The sequence below is a fragment of the Candidatus Methylomirabilota bacterium genome (assembly GCA_035936835.1).
GTDB lineage: Bacteria > Methylomirabilota > Methylomirabilia > Rokubacteriales > CSP1-6 > AR37.
In genome coordinates this window covers 28,922-45,685 of sequence record DASYVT010000235.1, presented here as the reverse complement: position 1 = coordinate 45,685, position 16,764 = coordinate 28,922, and the positions used below count along the sequence as shown (strand labels likewise).

Annotated in this window: 18 protein-coding genes, 1 tRNA gene and 2 rRNA genes; 16 read left to right on the top strand and 5 right to left on the bottom strand. The window is 68.0% G+C overall.

Annotation, left to right across the window (positions count from 1 at the left end; genetic code table 11):
• Positions 1 to 2,521: ribosomal RNA gene (locus VGV06_21415) — 23S ribosomal RNA — on the top strand; the annotation flags it as partial.
• 69 nt (positions 2,522 to 2,590) lie between these two features.
• A 5S ribosomal RNA gene (gene rrf / locus VGV06_21410) occupies positions 2,591 to 2,707 on the top strand.
• A 49-nt stretch (positions 2,708 to 2,756) separates the two neighbouring features.
• Here the strand turns inward: rrf and VGV06_21405 are convergent.
• Genes VGV06_21405 through VGV06_21395 form a run of 3 tightly spaced genes read right to left on the bottom strand, consistent with a single transcriptional unit; the run spans position 2,757 to position 5,066 of the window.
• The gene (locus VGV06_21405) at positions 2,757 to 3,398 is read right to left on the bottom strand and encodes a site-2 protease family protein (protein ID HEV2057697.1); all 642 of its coding nucleotides are present in this window, start codon (positions 3,396 to 3,398) and stop codon (positions 2,757 to 2,759) included.
• Entirely contained in the window at positions 3,395 to 3,610 is a 216-nt protein-coding gene (yacG, locus tag VGV06_21400) for a DNA gyrase inhibitor YacG (GenBank protein HEV2057696.1), read from the bottom strand. Before yacG ends, VGV06_21405 begins: the two co-directional genes overlap by 4 nt.
• Positions 3,611 to 3,641: 31 nt before the next feature.
• Positions 3,642 to 5,066: an ISNCY family transposase gene (locus VGV06_21395; GenBank protein HEV2057695.1), complete on the bottom strand. Its 1,425-nt coding sequence runs from the start codon at positions 5,064 to 5,066 to the stop codon at positions 3,642 to 3,644.
• Between the two features lie 113 nt (positions 5,067 to 5,179).
• Between VGV06_21395 and VGV06_21390 the strand changes: the two genes are divergently transcribed.
• Genes VGV06_21390 through VGV06_21380 form a run of 3 tightly spaced genes read left to right on the top strand, consistent with a single transcriptional unit; the run spans position 5,180 to position 7,522 of the window.
• Positions 5,180 to 5,797 carry a DUF47 family protein gene (locus tag VGV06_21390; GenBank protein ID HEV2057694.1) on the top strand — a complete coding sequence of 206 codons (618 nt, stop codon included), beginning with the start codon at positions 5,180 to 5,182 and terminating at the stop codon, positions 5,795 to 5,797.
• Between the two features lie 19 nt (positions 5,798 to 5,816).
• Positions 5,817 to 6,812 carry an inorganic phosphate transporter gene (locus tag VGV06_21385; GenBank protein HEV2057693.1) on the top strand — a complete coding sequence of 332 codons (996 nt, stop codon included), beginning with the start codon at positions 5,817 to 5,819 and terminating at the stop codon, positions 6,810 to 6,812.
• Between the two features lie 41 nt (positions 6,813 to 6,853).
• A complete protein-coding gene (locus VGV06_21380; GenBank protein ID HEV2057692.1) occupies positions 6,854 to 7,522 on the top strand; it encodes a hypothetical protein in 669 nt (222 codons plus the stop codon).
• 41 nt (positions 7,523 to 7,563) lie between these two features.
• Here VGV06_21380 and VGV06_21375 read toward each other — a convergent pair whose 3' ends face one another.
• A complete protein-coding gene (locus tag VGV06_21375; GenBank protein HEV2057691.1) occupies positions 7,564 to 7,842 on the bottom strand; it encodes a hypothetical protein in 279 nt (92 codons plus the stop codon).
• 505 nt (positions 7,843 to 8,347) lie between these two features.
• Between VGV06_21375 and VGV06_21370 the strand changes: the two genes are divergently transcribed.
• Genes VGV06_21370 through VGV06_21355 form a run of 4 tightly spaced genes read left to right on the top strand, consistent with a single transcriptional unit; the run spans position 8,348 to position 10,338 of the window.
• Entirely contained in the window at positions 8,348 to 9,250 is a 903-nt protein-coding gene (locus tag VGV06_21370; protein ID HEV2057690.1) for a transglycosylase SLT domain-containing protein, read from the top strand.
• Positions 9,251 to 9,263: 13 nt separating this feature from the next.
• Positions 9,264 to 9,506, top strand: a complete 243-nt coding sequence (locus VGV06_21365; GenBank protein HEV2057689.1) for a MoaD/ThiS family protein — start codon at positions 9,264 to 9,266, stop codon at positions 9,504 to 9,506.
• 25 nt (positions 9,507 to 9,531) lie between these two features.
• Entirely contained in the window at positions 9,532 to 9,786 is a 255-nt protein-coding gene (locus VGV06_21360) for a hypothetical protein (GenBank protein ID HEV2057688.1), read from the top strand.
• Between the two features lie 36 nt (positions 9,787 to 9,822).
• Entirely contained in the window at positions 9,823 to 10,338 is a 516-nt protein-coding gene (locus tag VGV06_21355) for a carboxymuconolactone decarboxylase family protein (GenBank protein HEV2057687.1), read from the top strand.
• Between the two features lie 21 nt (positions 10,339 to 10,359).
• Here VGV06_21355 and VGV06_21350 read toward each other — a convergent pair whose 3' ends face one another.
• Complete coding sequence (locus tag VGV06_21350; protein HEV2057686.1) at positions 10,360 to 11,592, bottom strand: multiheme c-type cytochrome; 1,233 nt, start codon at positions 11,590 to 11,592, stop codon at positions 10,360 to 10,362.
• Positions 11,593 to 11,757: 165 nt separating this feature from the next.
• On the opposite strand from VGV06_21350, the gene VGV06_21345 reads away from it, so the two are divergent.
• The 7 genes from VGV06_21345 to tatA all read left to right on the top strand — a co-directional run bounded on the left by VGV06_21345 (position 11,758) and on the right by tatA (position 16,740).
• Positions 11,758 to 11,855, top strand: a tRNA-Sec gene (locus tag VGV06_21345).
• Positions 11,856 to 11,894: 39 nt separating this feature from the next.
• Positions 11,895 to 12,428: a DUF3105 domain-containing protein gene (locus VGV06_21340; GenBank protein ID HEV2057685.1), complete on the top strand. Its 534-nt coding sequence runs from the start codon at positions 11,895 to 11,897 to the stop codon at positions 12,426 to 12,428.
• A 9-nt stretch (positions 12,429 to 12,437) separates the two neighbouring features.
• Entirely contained in the window at positions 12,438 to 12,896 is a 459-nt protein-coding gene (locus tag VGV06_21335; GenBank protein HEV2057684.1) for a hypothetical protein, read from the top strand.
• A gap of 3 nt (positions 12,897 to 12,899) precedes the next feature.
• Positions 12,900 to 13,187 (top strand): hypothetical protein, encoded by a 288-nt coding sequence (locus VGV06_21330; protein HEV2057683.1) that lies wholly within the window; start codon positions 12,900 to 12,902, stop codon positions 13,185 to 13,187.
• Positions 13,171 to 14,580 carry an L-seryl-tRNA(Sec) selenium transferase gene (gene selA, locus VGV06_21325; GenBank protein ID HEV2057682.1) on the top strand — a complete coding sequence of 470 codons (1,410 nt, stop codon included), beginning with the start codon at positions 13,171 to 13,173 and terminating at the stop codon, positions 14,578 to 14,580. The genes VGV06_21330 and selA overlap by 17 nt, the downstream gene beginning before the upstream one ends.
• Complete coding sequence (gene selB, locus VGV06_21320; GenBank protein HEV2057681.1) at positions 14,577 to 16,484, top strand: selenocysteine-specific translation elongation factor; 1,908 nt, start codon at positions 14,577 to 14,579, stop codon at positions 16,482 to 16,484. The genes selA and selB overlap by 4 nt, the downstream gene beginning before the upstream one ends.
• A gap of 67 nt (positions 16,485 to 16,551) precedes the next feature.
• On the top strand, positions 16,552 to 16,740 hold the full coding sequence (tatA, locus tag VGV06_21315) for a twin-arginine translocase TatA/TatE family subunit (protein HEV2057680.1): 189 nt from the start codon (positions 16,552 to 16,554) through the stop codon (positions 16,738 to 16,740).
• Positions 16,741 to 16,764: the final 24 nt, after the last annotated feature.

Genomic DNA, 16,764 nt, shown 5'->3' with positions numbered 1-16,764 from the left:
GGAATCCGGAGGGACCACCCTCCAAGGCTAAATATTCCCTGGCGACCGATAGTGAACCAGTACCGTGAGGGAAAGGCGAAAAGAACCCCGGTGAGGGGAGTGAAATAGAACCTGAAACCGTTTGCCTACAAGCGGTGGGAGGGCTATGCGTCGCAAGACGAAGGCCTGACCGCGTGCCTTTTGCATAATGAGCCGGCGAGTTACTTCCGCGTGGCAAGGTTAAGCCTCAAAGGGGCGGAGCCGTAGCGAAAGCGAGTCCTAATAGGGCGTTTAGTCGCGCGGAGTAGACCCGAAGCCAAGTGATCTACCCCTGGCCAGAGTGAAGCCGGTTTAAACGCCGGTGGAGGCTCGAACTCATTTCGGTTGAAAACGGATGGGATGAGCTGGGGGTCGGAGTGAAAGGCTAATCAAACTTGGAGATAGCTGGTTCTCCCCGAAATATCTTTAGGGATAGCCTCACGTGTTGACGGACGGTGGTAGAGCTCTGGATGGGCTAGGGGTCCTACCAGATTACCAAACCTAACCAAACTCCAAATGCCGTTCGTTTCAGCGTGGGAGTCAGACGACGCGGGATAAGCTGCGTGGTCGAGAGGGAAACAACCCAGATCGTCAGCTAAGGTCCCTAAGTGCAGGCTTAGTGGGAAACGATGTGGAGTCGCACAGACAGCCAGGAGGTTGGCTTAGAGGCAGCCATCCTTTAAAGAGTGCGTAACAGCTCACTGGTCAAGCGATTCTGCGCGGATAATTCAACGGGGCTCAAGCCTGCCACCGACGCTACGAGCTCGGCGGGTAACCGTCGAGCGGTAGGGGAGCATTCGGCCATAGATTGAAGGCAGACCGTGAGGACTGCTGGACGAAGCCGAAGAGATAATGCCGGCACGAGTAGCGATAAACCAGGTGAAAAACCTGGTCGCCGAAAGCCCAAGGTTTCCTGGGGAAGGTTAATCCGCCCAGGGTTAGTCGGTTCCTAAGCTGAGGCCGACAGGCGTAAGCGAAGGGCAGCAGGTTAATATTCCTGCACCGCCGTGGTGACGTTACGAGCTATGGGGTGACGCAGAAGGTTAAGCACCGCCCGCGAATGGAAGTGCGGGTCCAAGCGCGTAGGGAGCTCTGATAGGCAAATCCGTCGGGGCGCTAATCCTGAAACGTGATGGGGAGGCCTTCGGGCCGCAAACGGGCTGATACCACGCTGCCAAGAAAATCCTCTAAGCCAGTTGCCAAGGCGACCGTACCGTAAACCGACACAGGTGGGCGAGGAGAATATCCACAGGCGCTCGGGAGAACTCTCGTGAAGGAACTAGGCAAAATAACCCCGTAACTTCGGGAGAAGGGGTGCCCCACTAAGGTGTTGAGCCTGAAGGGGTCGCAGAGAATTGGGTCAAGCGACTGTTTACTAAAAACACAGGACTCTGCCAACTCGCAAGAGGAGGTATAGGGTCTGACGCCTGCCCGGTGCCGGAAGGTTAAGGGGAGAGGTTAGTGCCGCAAGGTGCGAAGCTTTGATCCGAAGCCCCGGTAAACGGCGGCCGTAACTATAACGGTCCTAAGGTAGCGAAATTCCTTGTCGGGTAAGTTCCGACCTGCACGAATGGCGTAACGACTTGACCGCTGTCTCCACGAGAGACCCGGTGAAACTGTAGCGCCAGTGAAGATGCTGGCTACCCGCGTCAAGACGAAAAGACCCCGTGAACCTTTACTATATCTTGGTATGGAATTCTGGCAGGGTCTGTGCAGGATAGGTGGGAGGCTTTGAAGCCGGAGCGCTAGCTTCGGTGGAGCCGTCGTTGAGATACCACCCTGACCGTGCTGTAGTTCTAACCTGGGCCCGTGATCCGGGCCGGGGACAGTGCCAGGTGGGTAGTTTGACTGGGGCGGTCGCCTCCTAAACAGTAACGGAGGCGCTCAAAGGTCGGCTCAGCACGGTTGGAAATCGTGCGTCGAGTGCAAGGGCAGAAGCCGGCCTAACTGTGAGACCTACAAGTCGAGCAGGTGCGAAAGCAGGACCTAGTGATCCGGTGGTTCCGAGTGGAAGGGCCATCGCTCAACGGATAAAAGGTACTCCGGGGATAACAGGCTGATCTCCCCCAAGAGTTCACATCGACGGGGAGGTTTGGCACCTCGATGTCGGCTCATCGCATCCTGGGGCTGGAGCAGGTCCCAAGGGTTGGGCTGTTCGCCCATTAAAGCGGTACGTGAGCTGGGTTTAGAACGTCGTGAGACAGTTCGGTCTCTATCTGACGCGGGCGTAGGAGGTTTGAGGGGAGCTGCCCCTAGTACGAGAGGACCGGGGTGGACGGACCGCTAGTGTGCCAGCTGTTCCGCCAGGAGCACCGCTGGGTAGCTATGTCCGGCAGGGATAAGCGCTGAAGGCATCTAAGCGCGAAACCCGCCTCAAGATGAGACCTCCCAGGGCGTAAGCCCTCTGAAGGCCCCTGGAAGATTACCAGGTTGATAGGCCGCAGGTGTAAGCGCCGTAAGGCGTTCAGCCGAGCGGTACTAATCGGCCGTGCGGCTTGACCACGTTGCACTCATACAATTGTTCGTCGCTTGGCTGCACTCGAGAATCAACGTATGCAATTGCCATCCGATTCCCGGTGGCGATGCCGGAGGGGCCACACCCGTTCCCATCCCGAACACGGAAGTTAAGCCCTCCAGGGCCGATGGTACTGCGCTGGTAACGGCGTGGGAGAGTAGGTCGCTGCCGGGGTAATTCAGGCGTCCGGACCGAAAGGTCCGGGCGCTTTGTTTTGTCCGCCTCAGACGATCAGCCGAGCGAGCATTATCATGAGGCGGCTCGCCCAGCGAAAGACCGGTCCCAGAATCCACTGGATCGCGCCCGTGAACACGAGCGCCAGCAAGAGGAGCATGCCGTAGCGCTCGAGGCCGTGGAGCGCGCCCGCCATGCCGCGGGGCAGCAGGTATGGTAGGAAGTGCCCGCCGTCGAGGGGCGGCAGCGGGATCAGGTTGAAGATCCCCAGCACGAGGTTGTACGTGTAGACGTACGACAGCGCACGCAGGGCGGCCTCCGGCAGCACGCCCGCGGGCTTCAGCGCGAGGAGCAGCACCAGCGCCGCAAAGGCGGCCAGGAAATTGGCGATGGGGCCGGCCGCGGCCACCCGGCTCATGTCTCGGAGCGGATTCCTGAAGTACTGTGCGTTGACCGGCACGGGCTTGGCCCATCCGAAGCCCGCGAGGACGAAGGCCAGCGCCCCGAGGGGATCGATGTGCGGCAGTGGATTGAACGTGAGCCTTCCGAGCGACCTTGCCGTCGGATCACCGAGCCGGTCAGCCACGAGGGCGTGCGCCAGCTCGTGGACGGTGACCGCGATCAAAAGCGCGGGAACCTGGAGGACGAGGCGCTGGAGGAAAGCCGCCGGATCGCCGAGCAGTTCTGTCATTCGGCGGGCCGCGCCGGACGATCGTCGGTCGGGAGCTCCTCGGGCAGCGCGTCGCCGGCCACGCGGTAGCGCTCGTCGAGCCACCGTCCGAGGTCGATCAACCGGCACGTGATCCCGCAGAAGGGCCTGTGCGGGTTGCCCTCCCAGGCCATTGCGCTTCCACAGCGCGGGCAGCGGGTTTGCCAGCCGGCGGCGGGCTCGTCGGATCGCACAGCCGAATCCTAGCCACAGCTCCAGGGACTGTCAAACCAGCCGGGGGCCGTGTCGCTGTCCGGTGAAAATGTCACCCTTGCCAGGCCCGGTAGAGCTCGTGACTGCGGCGCGAGAAGCCCGTGCGTCAAGGATGCGCCCGCGTCGGGCGCGCGACCGAGCGCGAGGCCGCGGACGTCGGGTGCGCCGAAGGCGACAACGTCGGGTGTCGCCCGCTCCCCCCAGCGCGGCCCCCCGTCGCCGCGCGGGGCTGAGCGGCACGGGAGCGCCGGGTCGCGGCGCGCTGGTCGCGGCGCGGCCGCAGGACGAAGGCGGGGCCTGGACTGGGCAGGGTGGCCAGCACGCACGCATCGTGAAGCACGACGAGCCGGCCGTCGAGGAGTTCCCGGAGCTCGACGCGCAGGCCAGCCCAGCTCCGCCGCCGCGGACCCGGCGGCAGTCGCAGCCCGCGCAGCCCGAGGCGCACGGTGTTGTCGGCGGCCACGCGGCGGTGGTAGCGGTAGCCGAGGAGCAGCGGCAGCTTCCGCGGGGGGGCCGCCTGGCGGGCTGGGGGCGCGCCGGGGGCCGGGCGAAGCGCCGGTTGTGGTCGGCGCGGAAGGCGGGCAGGAAGGCGTTGGCGGCCTCCGGCGTGACGTTGCCCTGCAGGCGCAGTTCGCTGACGAGGCGATCCTGCAGGGTCTGCCACAGCCGCTCGATGCGGCCCTTGGCCTGGGGCGAGCCGGCGGGGATGAAGCCGATACCGAGGGCCTGCAGCATGCGGCCGAGGTGGGTGGGGTCCTGGGCCCCGCGCAACTGTTCCGCGAGCGTCCAGTGGGGGTCGTTGCGCAGGAAGACGTTGAGCCGGTCGCCGTAGAAGGCCAGCGGCAGGCCGTACTGACCGGCAAGCGCGGTGGTGTAGCCGTGCAGATCCTCCGTGGGCCGGAAGTGCAGGGCGAGCACGGTGCCGGTGGTGTCATCGATGGCGCCATGCAGCCTCATGGCCGGGCCGCGCTCCTCGAGCCACGCGAAGGGGCTGGCGTCGAGCTGCACGAGTGCGCCCATGCGCGCCCGCGGCTCGCGCCAGGCGTGATAGCGGCGCGGCCGGCGCCGATGCTTGGCGGGCCGCCCTAGGGCCTGGCGCAGGCGGCGGACGGTGGGACGGCTGATCGCCAGCCCCTCGGCCTCCTGCAACTTCTCCGTGGCGTGGCAGTCATTGAAGTCCCGGTACGTCGTGGTCAGTAGCGTCGTCACCCGCTCCCGCAGCCGCGGGGCCAGCCGCCGCGGCGAGGGTCGCCCCCGGCTGCGGTGGAGCAAGCCCGCGGCGCCCGCAGACTCGAAGCGGCGCTTGAGACGCACACCTGCCGCCCCGTCACGCCCAAGGCCGTAGCCACCTCGCGCCCGATCACCCGGCCCGCCACGAGGGCGGTGAGCAACCCAATCCGCGGCGCCTCCTTCTGACTCATCGTGAGTGTCTCCCATGTCTTCATGGGGTGACACTTTCACGGAACAGATACGGGGTGACATTTTCATCGACTAACAGCAAACCGGCCGGGGGCCGTTGACATGCGGGGCGGGCCGAGAGAGGATGAAGTGTGTTTCGTCTCCTTCCACGCGACGAGAACTTCTTCGACCTCTTCGAGCAGCAGGCGGGCCACATCGTCTCGGCGTCCAGGGTGCTGGAGGAGCTAACGCTCGACTACCCCTCCGCCCAGGCCAAGGTGCAGCAGATCCGCGACCTCGAGCACGCCGGCGACGCGGTCACCCACGAGGTGGTCCGGCGGCTCAACACCACGTTCGTTACCCCCATCGATCGGGAGGACATCTACGCGCTTGCAAGCCGCCTCGACGACGTGCTGGACCTCATCGACGCGGTCGCAGACCGTCTGCTCGTGTACAAGATCAAGAGTCCCACGGACGGATGCCTCGCCATGGCCAAGATCATCGTCAAGACGGCCGAGGAGACGGACCGCGCGGTGCGCTGCCTGCGCACGCTCTCGCCCCTCTACCGGAAGCACTCCATCGAGGTCAACCGTCTCGAGAACGAGGCCGACCGCCTGCTGCGCGACGAGCTGGCGGCGCTGTTCGAGGGCGGCACGGACGCCATCGAGGTGATCAAGTGGAAGGAGCTGTACGAGACGATGGAGGCCGTCACCGACCGCTGCGAGGATGTACTCAACGTGATCGAGGGCATCACCCTCAAGATGGCCTGAGCGGGGCGGCCCCCCGGACATGAGCGGAGCGATCCTGCTGGTGGCGTTCATCATCGCCGTCGCGCTCGCCTTCGACTACATCAACGGCTTCCACGACGCCGCCAACTCCATCGCGACCGTCGTCTCCACCCGGGTGCTCACGCCCATGCAGGCCGTGGCGTGGGCGGCCTTCTTCAACTTCGTGGCGGCCTTCGGCTTCGGCGTCCAGGTCGCCAAGACCGTCGGGAAGGGCGTCGTGGACGCGGGCGTGGTGGACCAGTGGGTGATCCTCGGCGGCCTGACCGGCGCGATCGTCTGGAACCTGATCACCTGGTACTACGGCATCCCGTCGAGCTCGTCGCACGCACTGATCGGCGGCTTCGCCGGCGCCGCGGTGGCGAAGGCGGGCTGGGGCGCGCTGGTGGCGACGGGGCTGCTCAAGATCACGGTCTTCATCGTGCTCGCCCCGGTCATCGGCATGGCGCTCGGCTTCGGGCTCATGGTGGCGACCCTCTGGATCTTCCGGGGCGCGCGCCCGAGCCGCGTGGACGCGCTCTTCCGCAGGCTCCAGCTCATCTCCGCGGCCTTTTACAGCCTGGGTCACGGCACCAACGACGCTCAGAAAACCATGGGGATCATCGCCATCCTGCTCTTCTCGGGCGGCTACCTGGGCCCCGAGTTCTACGTGCCGGTCTGGGTCATTCTCGCGGCGCACGCGGCGATTGCGCTCGGGACCATGGCCGGCGGCTGGCGCATCGTCAAGACCATGGGGATGCGGCTGACCAAGCTGCGCCCGGTCGGCGGCTTCTGCGCCGAGACGGCCGGGGCCGTAATGCTGATCGGCACGGCGATCGGCGGCATACCCGTCAGCACGACCCACACCATCACCGGCTCCATCATGGGCGTCGGCGCCACGCAGCGGCTGTCGGCCGTGCGCTGGGGCGTGGCAGGGCGCATCGTGTGGGCGTGGATCCTGACCATCCCGCTGTCTGGCGTTCTCGCGGCCGCGACCTGGCTCGTCCTTCCCCACGGATGACCAACCGGAGCTCCGGCGCTCGCTCGGCCGTTTCAGGGGTGATGCTTCTGCTGCTCGGAGTAACGAGCGTCGCGCCAGCCGGGGATGTGGCAGCGCTGGTCGCGCCGCTCCTCGCCGCGCGTGAGCAGGGGGCACTCGGCAGTGTCGATGGCCGGGCCTACGCGGAAGGGCGGCCTGGTGGAGAGGCCACGCCCTACGCGTCAGTCTCGGTGCTCCTCCTGCCGCGCTCGGCCGCCTTCGAAGCCGAGCTCGAGGCGATCAAGACGCACTTGCGCGATTCGCCCGATGCCTACATCGAGGCGGAGCCCAAGGTGAGCGCGGCCCGCCTGGCCTTCGAGCGAACGCTCATCGACACGGGAGCCGGCCAGTTGATTCTCGGCGAGTCCTCGGACGGCGCGGGCGCCTTCCGCTTTCAGCGGGTGCCCGAAGGCGCCTGGATGCTGCTGGCCTGGCGCGAGACGCCGCATGTCAAGCGTCCGCCCGGTCCGAAGCGGGGCGAGGCCGAGCGCTTCAAGACGCGCCCGCAGGTCTTCGGCCAGACGACTGTGACGTTTTGGTGGAGGCCCGTAACCGTGAGGGCAGGTGAGGAAGCGACGGTGCGGCTCCATGACCGCAACGAGTGGATGACGGGGGTCAGGGAGGATCGCCGCGTTCCCGACCAAGGTCAGCCGGCCACTCCCCGGACGCAGCAGGGCACCGCCCCCCGTTAGAGGAGCGGCGCCCCGGATGACTCTGAGCGGACGGCGCGACGCTACTTCTTGTCGCCCGTCTTCTTGTCGTCGGCCGCCTTCTTGTCGCCCATCTTCTTGTCGTCGGTCGCCTTCTTGTCGCCCGCCTTCTTGTCGGCAGCTGCCTTCTTGTCGCCCGCCTTCTTGTCGGCGGCCGCCTTCTTGTCGACCGCCTTCTTGTCGTCGCCCATCTTCTTGTCCATCTTGTCCTCGGCCTTGGGGGCCGGCGCCTGAGCGGCTGCGAAGCCCGCCGTGCCGAAAGCGAAGGCAATGCCAATCACCAGCGCGATGATCTTCTTCATGTGGTTTCACCTCCTTTCGTTCTGTTCGGACTGTGCATCAAAATCGCCTTATTTTGCGATAGTTTACGATAGGTTGTGGCCGCCTGTGTGTCAAGGGCTATCTGTCCCGGCCGGCCCTGCCTGTGGGGTTGACCCCACTTGTCCCTCCGTGGTACAACCCCTCAAGTTCCTCTCCATGTCCTTCCAGAACGGGCCCCGCGGTATCGGTTTCTTGCTCCTCTGCCTGGCGGCCCTGGGACATCCAGGGGTGGCCGGGGCGGAGATGGAGGGGTTCTCCCCCTTCCCACCGGCCTCCGAGCCCCCCACCCAGGACCGGGCTGTCGAAGCCCCCAAGGAGCCTCTGCTTCCCCGGGACCCAGCCGAGTCGGGCCCGAGATCTGACCGTCAAACCTCTGACGGAGCGGGGACGGAGTCATTCAGCCCCGCAGCGCCCACGTTCCCTATCCGTGACAATGCCGAGGTCAGACGCTTCCTCGAACAGTTCCAAACGGGATACCGAAGGACGGTGGTCGAGCGGTGGCTCGATCGTTCGGGCCGCTACGCCGGGATGATCCAGGGGGTGCTCAGGGACAAGGGGTTGCCCGAGGACCTGATGTTCACCGCCATGATCGAGAGCGGCTTCAACCCAGTCGCGGTGTCCCGGGCGGGTGCAAAGGGGCTGTGGCAATTCATGGCGCCCACGGCGCGGCGCTACGGGCTGCGCGTGGACCACTGGGTGGACGAGCGCCTCGATCCCGAGAAATCCACGGTGGCTGCCGCGCGCTATTTCAGCGACCTCCATGCGCTCTTCGGCTCGTGGGAGCTCGCCAAGGCGGGGTACAACGCCGGCGAGATGAAGGTCCTCCGCGCGATGAAGGTGCTCGGGACCAGCGACTTCTGGGAGCTGACGCGGGGACGCGTCCTCCGTGAAGAGACCAAGAACTTCGTCCCCGCTATCCAGGCGATGACGCTCATTGGCCGCGAGCCCGAGCGGTACGGCTTCACGGCCTCTCAGACTGAGCCGCTCGCCTACGAATCCGTCCCGGCGCCTTCGGGCCTTGCGCTCTCGCGGGCCGCGGCGCTCGCGGGCGTCGGCGTCGAGGTCCTGTACGAGCTCAATCCCGAATTGCGGCTGAAGCAGACGCCCCCGGGCGGGCCCTATTTGCTGAAGTTTCCGGTGGGCGCTTCTGAACGGTTCGTCGAGGCCCAGGAGCGCGCGCGCGAACAGCGGCTCGCGGCGGCCGGCCGCGGTCGCCAGGCGGTCAAGCCGGAAATCCATGTCGTCCAGCCGAAAGAAACCGTGGGCACGATTGCCAAGCGGTACGGCGTCTCGGCCGCCGAGCTCACGCGCTGGAACGAGCTCGACGAGGCCGCGCGGATCCGCCCGGGCGACAGGCTCCGGATCGCCTCGGCCGCCTCGGCCGACTAGCTCCCACGGCCGGATGAAGGTCGACGTCCGGCTTTTCGCGACCCTTCAACCCTATCTACCTGCCGGCGCCGACGGCGACGGCATCTCGCTCGATCTTCCTGCCGGCGCCACCGTGCGCGACGTGGTGGAATCGCTCAAGATCCCGGGCGAGCTGGCCTGCCTCACCGTGGTCAATGGCCGCGACGCCGACCCGGACCAGGTCCTGGCCCCGGGCGACGAGCTGGTCATGTTCCCGCCGCTGGCCGGCGGCGCCTGAGCGCCCTCACCTTTCGGAGGACTCCATGCCGACAGTCAGACTAAGGAGCGCAGCCGAGTATCCCGCGGCCGCCCAGAAGTTGTTCGAGCTGAGCCGCACCTGGTTCAATCACGCCTTCGTCGAGCCGCCCGCCATGAGCCGCGTCATGGCTTGGGACCCCGAGTTCGGCGGGCCGCACGGCCGCGCCATGAAGCGCGCCATGGGGCCGGGCGAGTTCACGCGCGGCGAGAAGGAGATGGTTGCCGCGGTCGTGAGCGGCGTCAACGCGTGCGAGTACTGAGTCAAGGCCCACACTGCAGCCGGGAAGCTGCAGGGGATGACGGGCGACGCGATCTGGTATGAGGCCGCGCAGGTGGTCGGCATCACCAATGCGCTCAACGTGGCGGCCGACGGGCTCGGCGCCCTCGGGCCGGTCGACGATTCAAGCGCCCCAACCGAGACACGGGCCCTCTTCGCCGAGATCCGCGCCTTCTACGGCGGCAGCGCCGATGTGCCGCAGGGCTTCCGCTTCATCGCCCATGATCCCGCCTATGCGGCCGAAGTCTGGGCTGCCGCGCGGCATGCCTACGCCGACAATCGCCTCACGCGCCGCTTCAAGGAAGCGCTGGCCTTCTCCGTCTCTGTGACGACGCGCTCGGCGTCGGGCGCGGCATTTCATCTCGCCGAGATACGGCGCCTGGGCGTCAGCCAGCGAGGGATCATGGAGATCGTCGGCGTAACGCAGATGTTCTCCAGCTACACGAAGATCGCCGACACGCTCCAGCTCGAGCCCGACATGGGCGGCATCGCGCCCGTGGACCCGACGCCCGCGCCGGGAGGACCCGCGCGGTGACGACGGCCTACCCCGGCCCTCTCAAGTCAGCGGCAGTTCCTTGACGTACAGCGTGTAGGCCGAGCGGCGCGTGGCCTCGAGCGCTTCCCTGATCTGCGCTTCGCCTTCGCCCGCTCCCGCCGCCAGAAGGGCCTCGAAGAAGCGCGTGTAGAACTCGTCCGGCAGCACGGTCACTGTGACGCGAAGCTTAAGGTCCGCCGCTTCGATCCGCCGCGAGTAGTCGAGGGTAAAGCGGCCGCCGGGCGGGATGCGCGTGTCGGAGATCTCGCGCGAAAGGTCGAGCGGCACCTGGCGGGCGATGACGCGCTCTTCCACGCTTCCTGCCACGGGCTGTCCCTGGGCGTCCACGAGCTCGACGCGCACCAGCACCTTGGGCGTGACGTAGGTGGGAAAGGCGTGGCCGACCCTTGGCGTCGCGATCGCCAGCCTCGCGCGCACGAGGTCGCCCGCGCGGTAGCGCGCCCGGTCCGCTCTCAGGGTGATCTCGATGCCGGAGCGCACCATGTCAGCATCGTGGATGCCGCGCCAGAGGTGACGCCGATCCGGCATGTGGCAGTTCTGGCACTGGAGGCCCCGGCGCGCCGCCGGGCTCCGTCGCCACTCTTCGTACGTGTTCTCGAGCGGCTTTCCGTTCAAGGAGAGACCGTCGGCGCCGAATTGGTGGCAGCTCGCGCAAAAGTCGGCGCGGAGGAAGGCGGTCGTCCGCGTGACGCCATTGTGCGGGAGCGTCGCGCGCGGCGCGCGGCTCGCCGTCGAGCCGTCCCTGCGCGGCGGGCCGAAATGCTCGTGGCCCCGCACGTGGCAGCTCGCGCAGATGACGCCCCGGGACTGGAGCGCCGGATCGAAGTCGGGGTTGGAGACGACCCCACGCGCGTCGATCAGCGCAGGCCGCTGCTCGGCGACGGGCGCATGACAGCGCGAGCATGATCGCGCGGCGGCGGGTTCTCGCCGTGCCATCTCGACGAGCTGGCCGGCCACGCCGGGCCCCATGCTCTTCGAGTGAAGCGAGGCCTGCCAGTCGCCGAACTGGACCGGGTGGCAGGCACCGCAGGCCTCCGGCTGGAGCGAGCGCTCGATGGCAGAGTAGCGCGCGGGCGCCGACCCCTGGGGCGGGATGGCGGGGCGCCAGTGTTTCTCGAGGAACTCGCGCTCGTCTGCTTCGATCGCGCCGGGCCGCGGCGCCGGGCCGGCGGCGTCGGCTGGCAGCGCCAAAGCGAGCAGCGCCACCGCCACGAGCCGGGCCATCCGTCCCATGGCTCGCGAGCCTATCACGCTAACCTTCCTGCGCGCCTTGACCCGCGCCGTGCCGCGCCCGCTGCCCGGCTCTCGCGAGAGGGGAGCGCCGGTGCGCCCGCGTTTGGCGCCCCCCGACGCGGGTGGTACACTCGAAACCCTTGAATCGCCAGTAGTTGGACGTACGGAAGCGTCTAGGATCCCGGTGGGCCTCCCGGACTTCAAATCCGGCGTCCGGCTCTAGACAAGTCGGAGGTGGGTTCGACTCCCACACGCTTCCGCCACAACCCACGTTTCGACACTCGGTCATGGGGGCGCGAGACATGCACGCCAGCGCACGGGCCGCAGAGCTCGGCAGCGGGAGAAGGATCTGGCTGTGGGCCGGAGGCGCGGCGGCGGCCGTGGCCGTCGTCGCGGGCGTCTTTGTCTATCGCGCGGTGACGACGCAGCCCGGCGTGAGGCAGCCGGATCAGGGCAACCGACACATCCAGACGCTCAACGAAACGATCCCGCCCTACAATTCCGAACCGCCGACCTCGGGACCGCATCTGCCGTACATCGCGCCCTGGGGCATCCACACCGAGCCCATCCTCCGGCAGCTCCAGGTGCACAACCTCGAGGATGGCGGCGTCATGGTCCAGTACAACTGCCCCGACGCCTGCCCCGACCTCGTCGCCAAGCTCACGGCCATCGTGTCTGGTTACGAGCGCCAGGTCATCCTGGCGCCCTATCCCGGCATGAAGACGCGGATCGCGCTGACGGCCTGGACGCGGCTCGACGCCTTCGACGAGCTCGACCTGAGGCGCGTCCGCCGCTTCATCACCGCCTACCACGGGATCGACCACCACCCGCGGTAGAATGCATCCATGACCGGACGGCGCTCGCGGCTTCTCGGGGCAGTGTGGGCCGGCCTGGCCTCGATCATGGCGGGCGGCTGCGCGGCCTACATCTCGCCGCTCCAGCCGCCGCCGTACCGCGACCAGATCGCGGCGCCCTACGATGTCACCTGGAACGCGCTCATCCGGGCGCTGGCCTTCGACAACGTCCCGCTGCGCGCCGTCGCCAAGGACTCCGGCGTCATCGCCTCGGACGACATCGTCTCGCCCATCGGCGTCTACGCCGACTGCGGCAGCAAGGGCGACAAGCCGCTCGATGGCGAGGCGCTCGTCACGTTCACCGTCTTCGCGCGGCCAAACGGCGCGACCACTGATCTCCAGATCAACAGCAAGATGCGCACCTTCCCGAATCCCAATTACCGATGCGTGTCGACGACCCGCTGGGAGCCCAACCTGGTGGACAGCGTGCGGCGCTTGGTCAAGGAGTAGGGGATGCCGCCCAAGCTGCCCGAGCTGGTGAAGCGCGCGCGACGACTCGCGACCGAGCGCGACCGGCTCGTTCAGGAGCTGGCGCACGAGTGGACGACCGCGCTCCGCGGCCAGGGCTTCTCGCCCAGGGACCTCGACGAGCTCTGGGCGGGGCTGACCGAGGAGGCGGTGCGCCGGCTGCTGCAGACCGACGCCCGCGCCGCGGGCGGCGACGCGATCCGGCACGAAGCGCGCGAGATCATCGCCCGGGTGCGTGCGCGCGTGGAGAGCGAGCTTGCCGCGGGCGGATAAAGCGAAGACGCTCCTGCGCGCGCTTCCGGGGGTGGACGCCCTCGTCACCCGCGTGGAAGGCCATGCCGCGCTCGCCGGCGTCACGCGCCGGCGCCTGACCGAGGCCGCGCGCGACGTGCTCGCCGCCGAGCGGCGGCGCGTGCTCGAGGGCGCGCTTGCCGCGGTCGCGCCCGCCGCGACCACGGTGGAAGCATTGGCCGAGCGCGTCGTGGCCCGGCTCTCGCAGGGCGGCGCCTTCTCCTTGGCCCGCGTCGTCAACGCCACGGGGGTGGTGCTCCATACGAACCTCGGCCGCGCCCTGCTCTCGCCGCTGGCGCGCGAACGGCTCCAGGCGGTGGCCGGGGCCTACTCCAACCTCGAGATGGATGTAAACCGCAAGGAGCGCGGCTCGCGATACGCTCACGTGGACGCCCTCCTCCAGCGTCTGACAGGCGCCCAGTCTTCGCTCGTGGTCAACAACTGCGCCGCGGCGGTCGTGCTCGCGCTCGAAAGCCTCGCGCGCGGCAAGGAGGTCATCGTCTCGCGCGGGGAGCTGATCGAGATCGGCGGCGAATTCCGCATCCCCGACATCATGCACCGCTCGGGCGCGACGCTGCGGGAGGTCGGCACGACCAACCGCACGCACCTCAAGGACTACGCGCAGGCGATCGGGCCCGAGACCGGGCTCCTGCTCAAGGTCCACACGTCCAACTATCGCGTCGTCGGCTTCACCGCCGCCGTGTCCTCGCGCGAGCTTGCCGACCTCGGACGGGAGCGGGGCGTGCCTGTCATGGAGGACCTGGGCTCCGGCTGCCTCATAGACCTCCGTCGCTTCGGCTTCCCCTACGAGCCCACCGTGCCCGAGGTCGTGGCGTCGGGCGTGGACCTCGTGTCCTTCTCGGGAGACAAGCTGCTCGGCGGACCGCAGGCCGGCATCGTCGTCGGCAAGGCCGGGCTGGTCGGCCGCCTCGCGCAGAACCCGCTCAACCGCGCGCTCAGGATCGACAAGTTCACCGTGGCGGCGCTCGAAGCGACGCTCTACGCGTACGAAGCGGGCGACGCGCTCGAGACCATCCCCACGCTCCGCATGCTGACCGAGGCGCAGGCGGCGATCCGGCGCCGGGCCCGCGGGCTTCTGCGCCGCCTTCCGCCGGAGACCCATGCGCGTCTCGGCCTGGCGCTCGTGGAGGCGACCTCCCAGGTCGGCGGCGGCGCGCTGCCGACGGTGGAGCTGCCGACGGCGGCCGTGGCGCTCGGCACTCCCGAGCGCCCCGCGCAGGCTCTCGATGAGCGCCTGCGCATGGGACAGCCGCCCGTCCTGGGCCGCGTGCTCGACGACCGGCTCCTGCTGGACTTCCGCACGATCCTCCCCTCGGACATACCGGCGCTGGCCCGAGCCCTCAGCAGCCTGTGACAGTCGCGAAGCACGTCGTAGCCGGGACCGCGGGGCACATTGATCACGGCAAGACCTCGCTCGTCAAGGCGCTGACCGGCACCGACACCGACCGGCTGCCGGAGGAGAAAGCGCGCGGCATCACCATCGACCTGGGCTTCGCGTTCCTCGAGGAGCCCGGCGGGTTGACCATCGAGATCGTCGACGTGCCCGGCCACGAGCGCTTCGTCAAGAACATGCTGGCGGGCGTGGGGGGCATTGACCTGGTGCTCCTCGTCATCGCCGCCGACGAGGGCGTGATGCCCCAGACGCGGGAGCACCTCGCGATCTGTCAGCTCCTGCGCATCAAGTCGGGCATGGTCGCCCTGACCAAGACCGACCTCGCGGAGCCCGACTGGGTCGAGCTGGTTAAGGATGATGTCGCGCGGCTGCTCGGTGGCACCTTCCTGGCGGGCTGCCCCATCGTGCCCGTGTCGGTGAAAACGGGGCAGGGGCTGCCCGAGCTGCGCCAGACGCTGGCGCGGCTGGCCGCCGAGGTGCCGGGGCGGCCCACTGACCAGACGGCGCGCCTTCCGGTCGACCGGGTCTTCACCGTCAAGGGCTTCGGCACCGTGGTCACCGGCACGCTGATGGCCGGACGGCTCGCGGTGGATGACAGGGTCGAGGTCTTTCCCAGGGCGGTCCAGGCCAAGGTGCGCGGGCTGCAAGTCCACAGTCGTACCGTCGAGACCGCGCAGGCTGGGCAGCGCACCGCCGTCAATCTCCAGGGCGTCGAGCGCGCGGCCGTCGAGCGCGGGGATGTCATCGCGCCGCCGGGCGCGCTCGTGCCGACCCTTCTGGCCGACGCCACTCTCGAGCTGCTGGCCGGCGCGCCGCGTCCGCTCAAGGCGCGCGACCGCGTGCGCTTCCACGTCGGCACCCACGAGGTGATGGCGCGCGTGCTGCTCGTCGACAGGCAAGAGATTGTGCCCGGTGACGTGACATACGGCCGCTTCCGTCTCGAAGCGCCCGTCTGCGCGCTTCCCGGCGACCGCTACGTCATCCGCTCCTACTCGCCGATCGTCACCATCGGCGGCGGCACCGTGCTCGACATCGCGCCGCCGCGCTTCAGGCGAAAAGGCGGCGCGCTCGCCGACCACCTGCGTCTCCTCGAAACGGCGCCGCCGGCCAAGGTCGTCGAGGAGCACCTGCGCCAGGCCGGGGCGGCGGGGCTCCGCGCCGCGGACCTGCGCGCCCGCACCCCCTTCGGTCCCGAGCGCCTCCGCGCGCTGCTCGAGGAGCTCCAGCAGGCGCAGGCGGTGACGGCCGTCGACCGCGAGTGGTACGTGCACCGCGAGGCGAGCGACCGCCTCCGCTCCCAGACCCTGGCGCTCCTCGAGGACTTCCATCGCCAGAACCCGTTGCGCGGGGGAATCTCCCGGGAGGAGCTCCGGAGCCGCGCGGGCCATGCGCAGGAGAAGATCTTCGCCCAGCTGCTGGCCGCGCTCGAGGCCGACGGCGCGGTCCGGAGCGAGCGAGACCAAGTGCGCCTGGCCTCCCACGTGATCCGCCTCACTCCCGAGCAGCAGCGCGTCGTCGAGGGGCTCGAGGGGATTTTTCGGTCCGCGGGCGCCGCGCCGCCCAACCCCGAGGAGGCGCTCGGCCGCCTGGGGGTCACGGGCACGGAGAAGCATGAGCTCTTCCAGCTGCTCGTCGCCGACCGGCGGCTCCTGCGCGTCAAGGAGTCTCTCTTTTTTCACGCGGCGGCGCTCGGGGAGATCCAGGACAAGGTCGTGGCCCACCTCAAGGAGAAGAAAGAAATCGGCCCCGCGGACGTCAAGGACCTCCTGGGTGTCAGCCGGAAGTACGCCATCCCGCTCATGGAGTACCTCGACTCCCAGCGCGTGACCGTGCGGCAGGGCGAGCGCCGCATACTGCGCGGCTGACCGGTTGACTTGGCAGTCCCGCGCCTGTACGGTAAGGGGGCTTCAGGACAAGGAAAGGAGTCTCGCCATGTTTGGTTTGGGCTATCAGGAGCTGCTGCTCATCCTCGTCATCGTCCTCATTCTCTTCGGCGCACAGCGTCTGCCTGACCTCGCCCGCTCCCTGGGCTCGAGCTTCAAGGAGTTCAAGAAGGGCGTCACCGAGCTCAAGGACGACACGTCGCCGACGCAGAAGAGGGACGACGACAAGAAGGCCTGAGCGCCCTCAGCCCCCGCCGTCACC

What these genes read in the sequence shown, in the direction of transcription:
- VGV06_21405 (HEV2057697.1), bottom strand. Translation starts at nt 3,398, where the DNA reads ATGACAGAACTGCTCGGCGATCCGGCGGCTTTCCTCCAGCGCCTCGTC.
- VGV06_21395 (HEV2057695.1), bottom strand. Translation starts at nt 5,066, where the DNA reads ATGGGAGACACTCACGATGAGTCAGAAGGAGGCGCCGCGGATTGGGTT.
- VGV06_21385 (HEV2057693.1), top strand. Translation starts at nt 5,817, where the DNA reads ATGAGCGGAGCGATCCTGCTGGTGGCGTTCATCATCGCCGTCGCGCTC.
- VGV06_21380 (HEV2057692.1), top strand. Translation starts at nt 6,854, where the DNA reads ATGCTTCTGCTGCTCGGAGTAACGAGCGTCGCGCCAGCCGGGGATGTG.
- VGV06_21375 (HEV2057691.1), bottom strand. Translation starts at nt 7,842, where the DNA reads ATGAAGAAGATCATCGCGCTGGTGATTGGCATTGCCTTCGCTTTCGGC.
- VGV06_21365 (HEV2057689.1), top strand. Translation starts at nt 9,264, where the DNA reads ATGAAGGTCGACGTCCGGCTTTTCGCGACCCTTCAACCCTATCTACCT.
- VGV06_21360 (HEV2057688.1), top strand. Translation starts at nt 9,532, where the DNA reads ATGCCGACAGTCAGACTAAGGAGCGCAGCCGAGTATCCCGCGGCCGCC.
- VGV06_21355 (HEV2057687.1), top strand. Translation starts at nt 9,823, where the DNA reads ATGACGGGCGACGCGATCTGGTATGAGGCCGCGCAGGTGGTCGGCATC.
- VGV06_21350 (HEV2057686.1), bottom strand. Translation starts at nt 11,592, where the DNA reads ATGGGACGGATGGCCCGGCTCGTGGCGGTGGCGCTGCTCGCTTTGGCG.
- VGV06_21340 (HEV2057685.1), top strand. Translation starts at nt 11,895, where the DNA reads ATGCACGCCAGCGCACGGGCCGCAGAGCTCGGCAGCGGGAGAAGGATC.
- VGV06_21335 (HEV2057684.1), top strand. Translation starts at nt 12,438, where the DNA reads ATGACCGGACGGCGCTCGCGGCTTCTCGGGGCAGTGTGGGCCGGCCTG.
- VGV06_21330 (HEV2057683.1), top strand. Translation starts at nt 12,900, where the DNA reads ATGCCGCCCAAGCTGCCCGAGCTGGTGAAGCGCGCGCGACGACTCGCG.
- tatA (HEV2057680.1), top strand. Translation starts at nt 16,552, where the DNA reads ATGTTTGGTTTGGGCTATCAGGAGCTGCTGCTCATCCTCGTCATCGTC.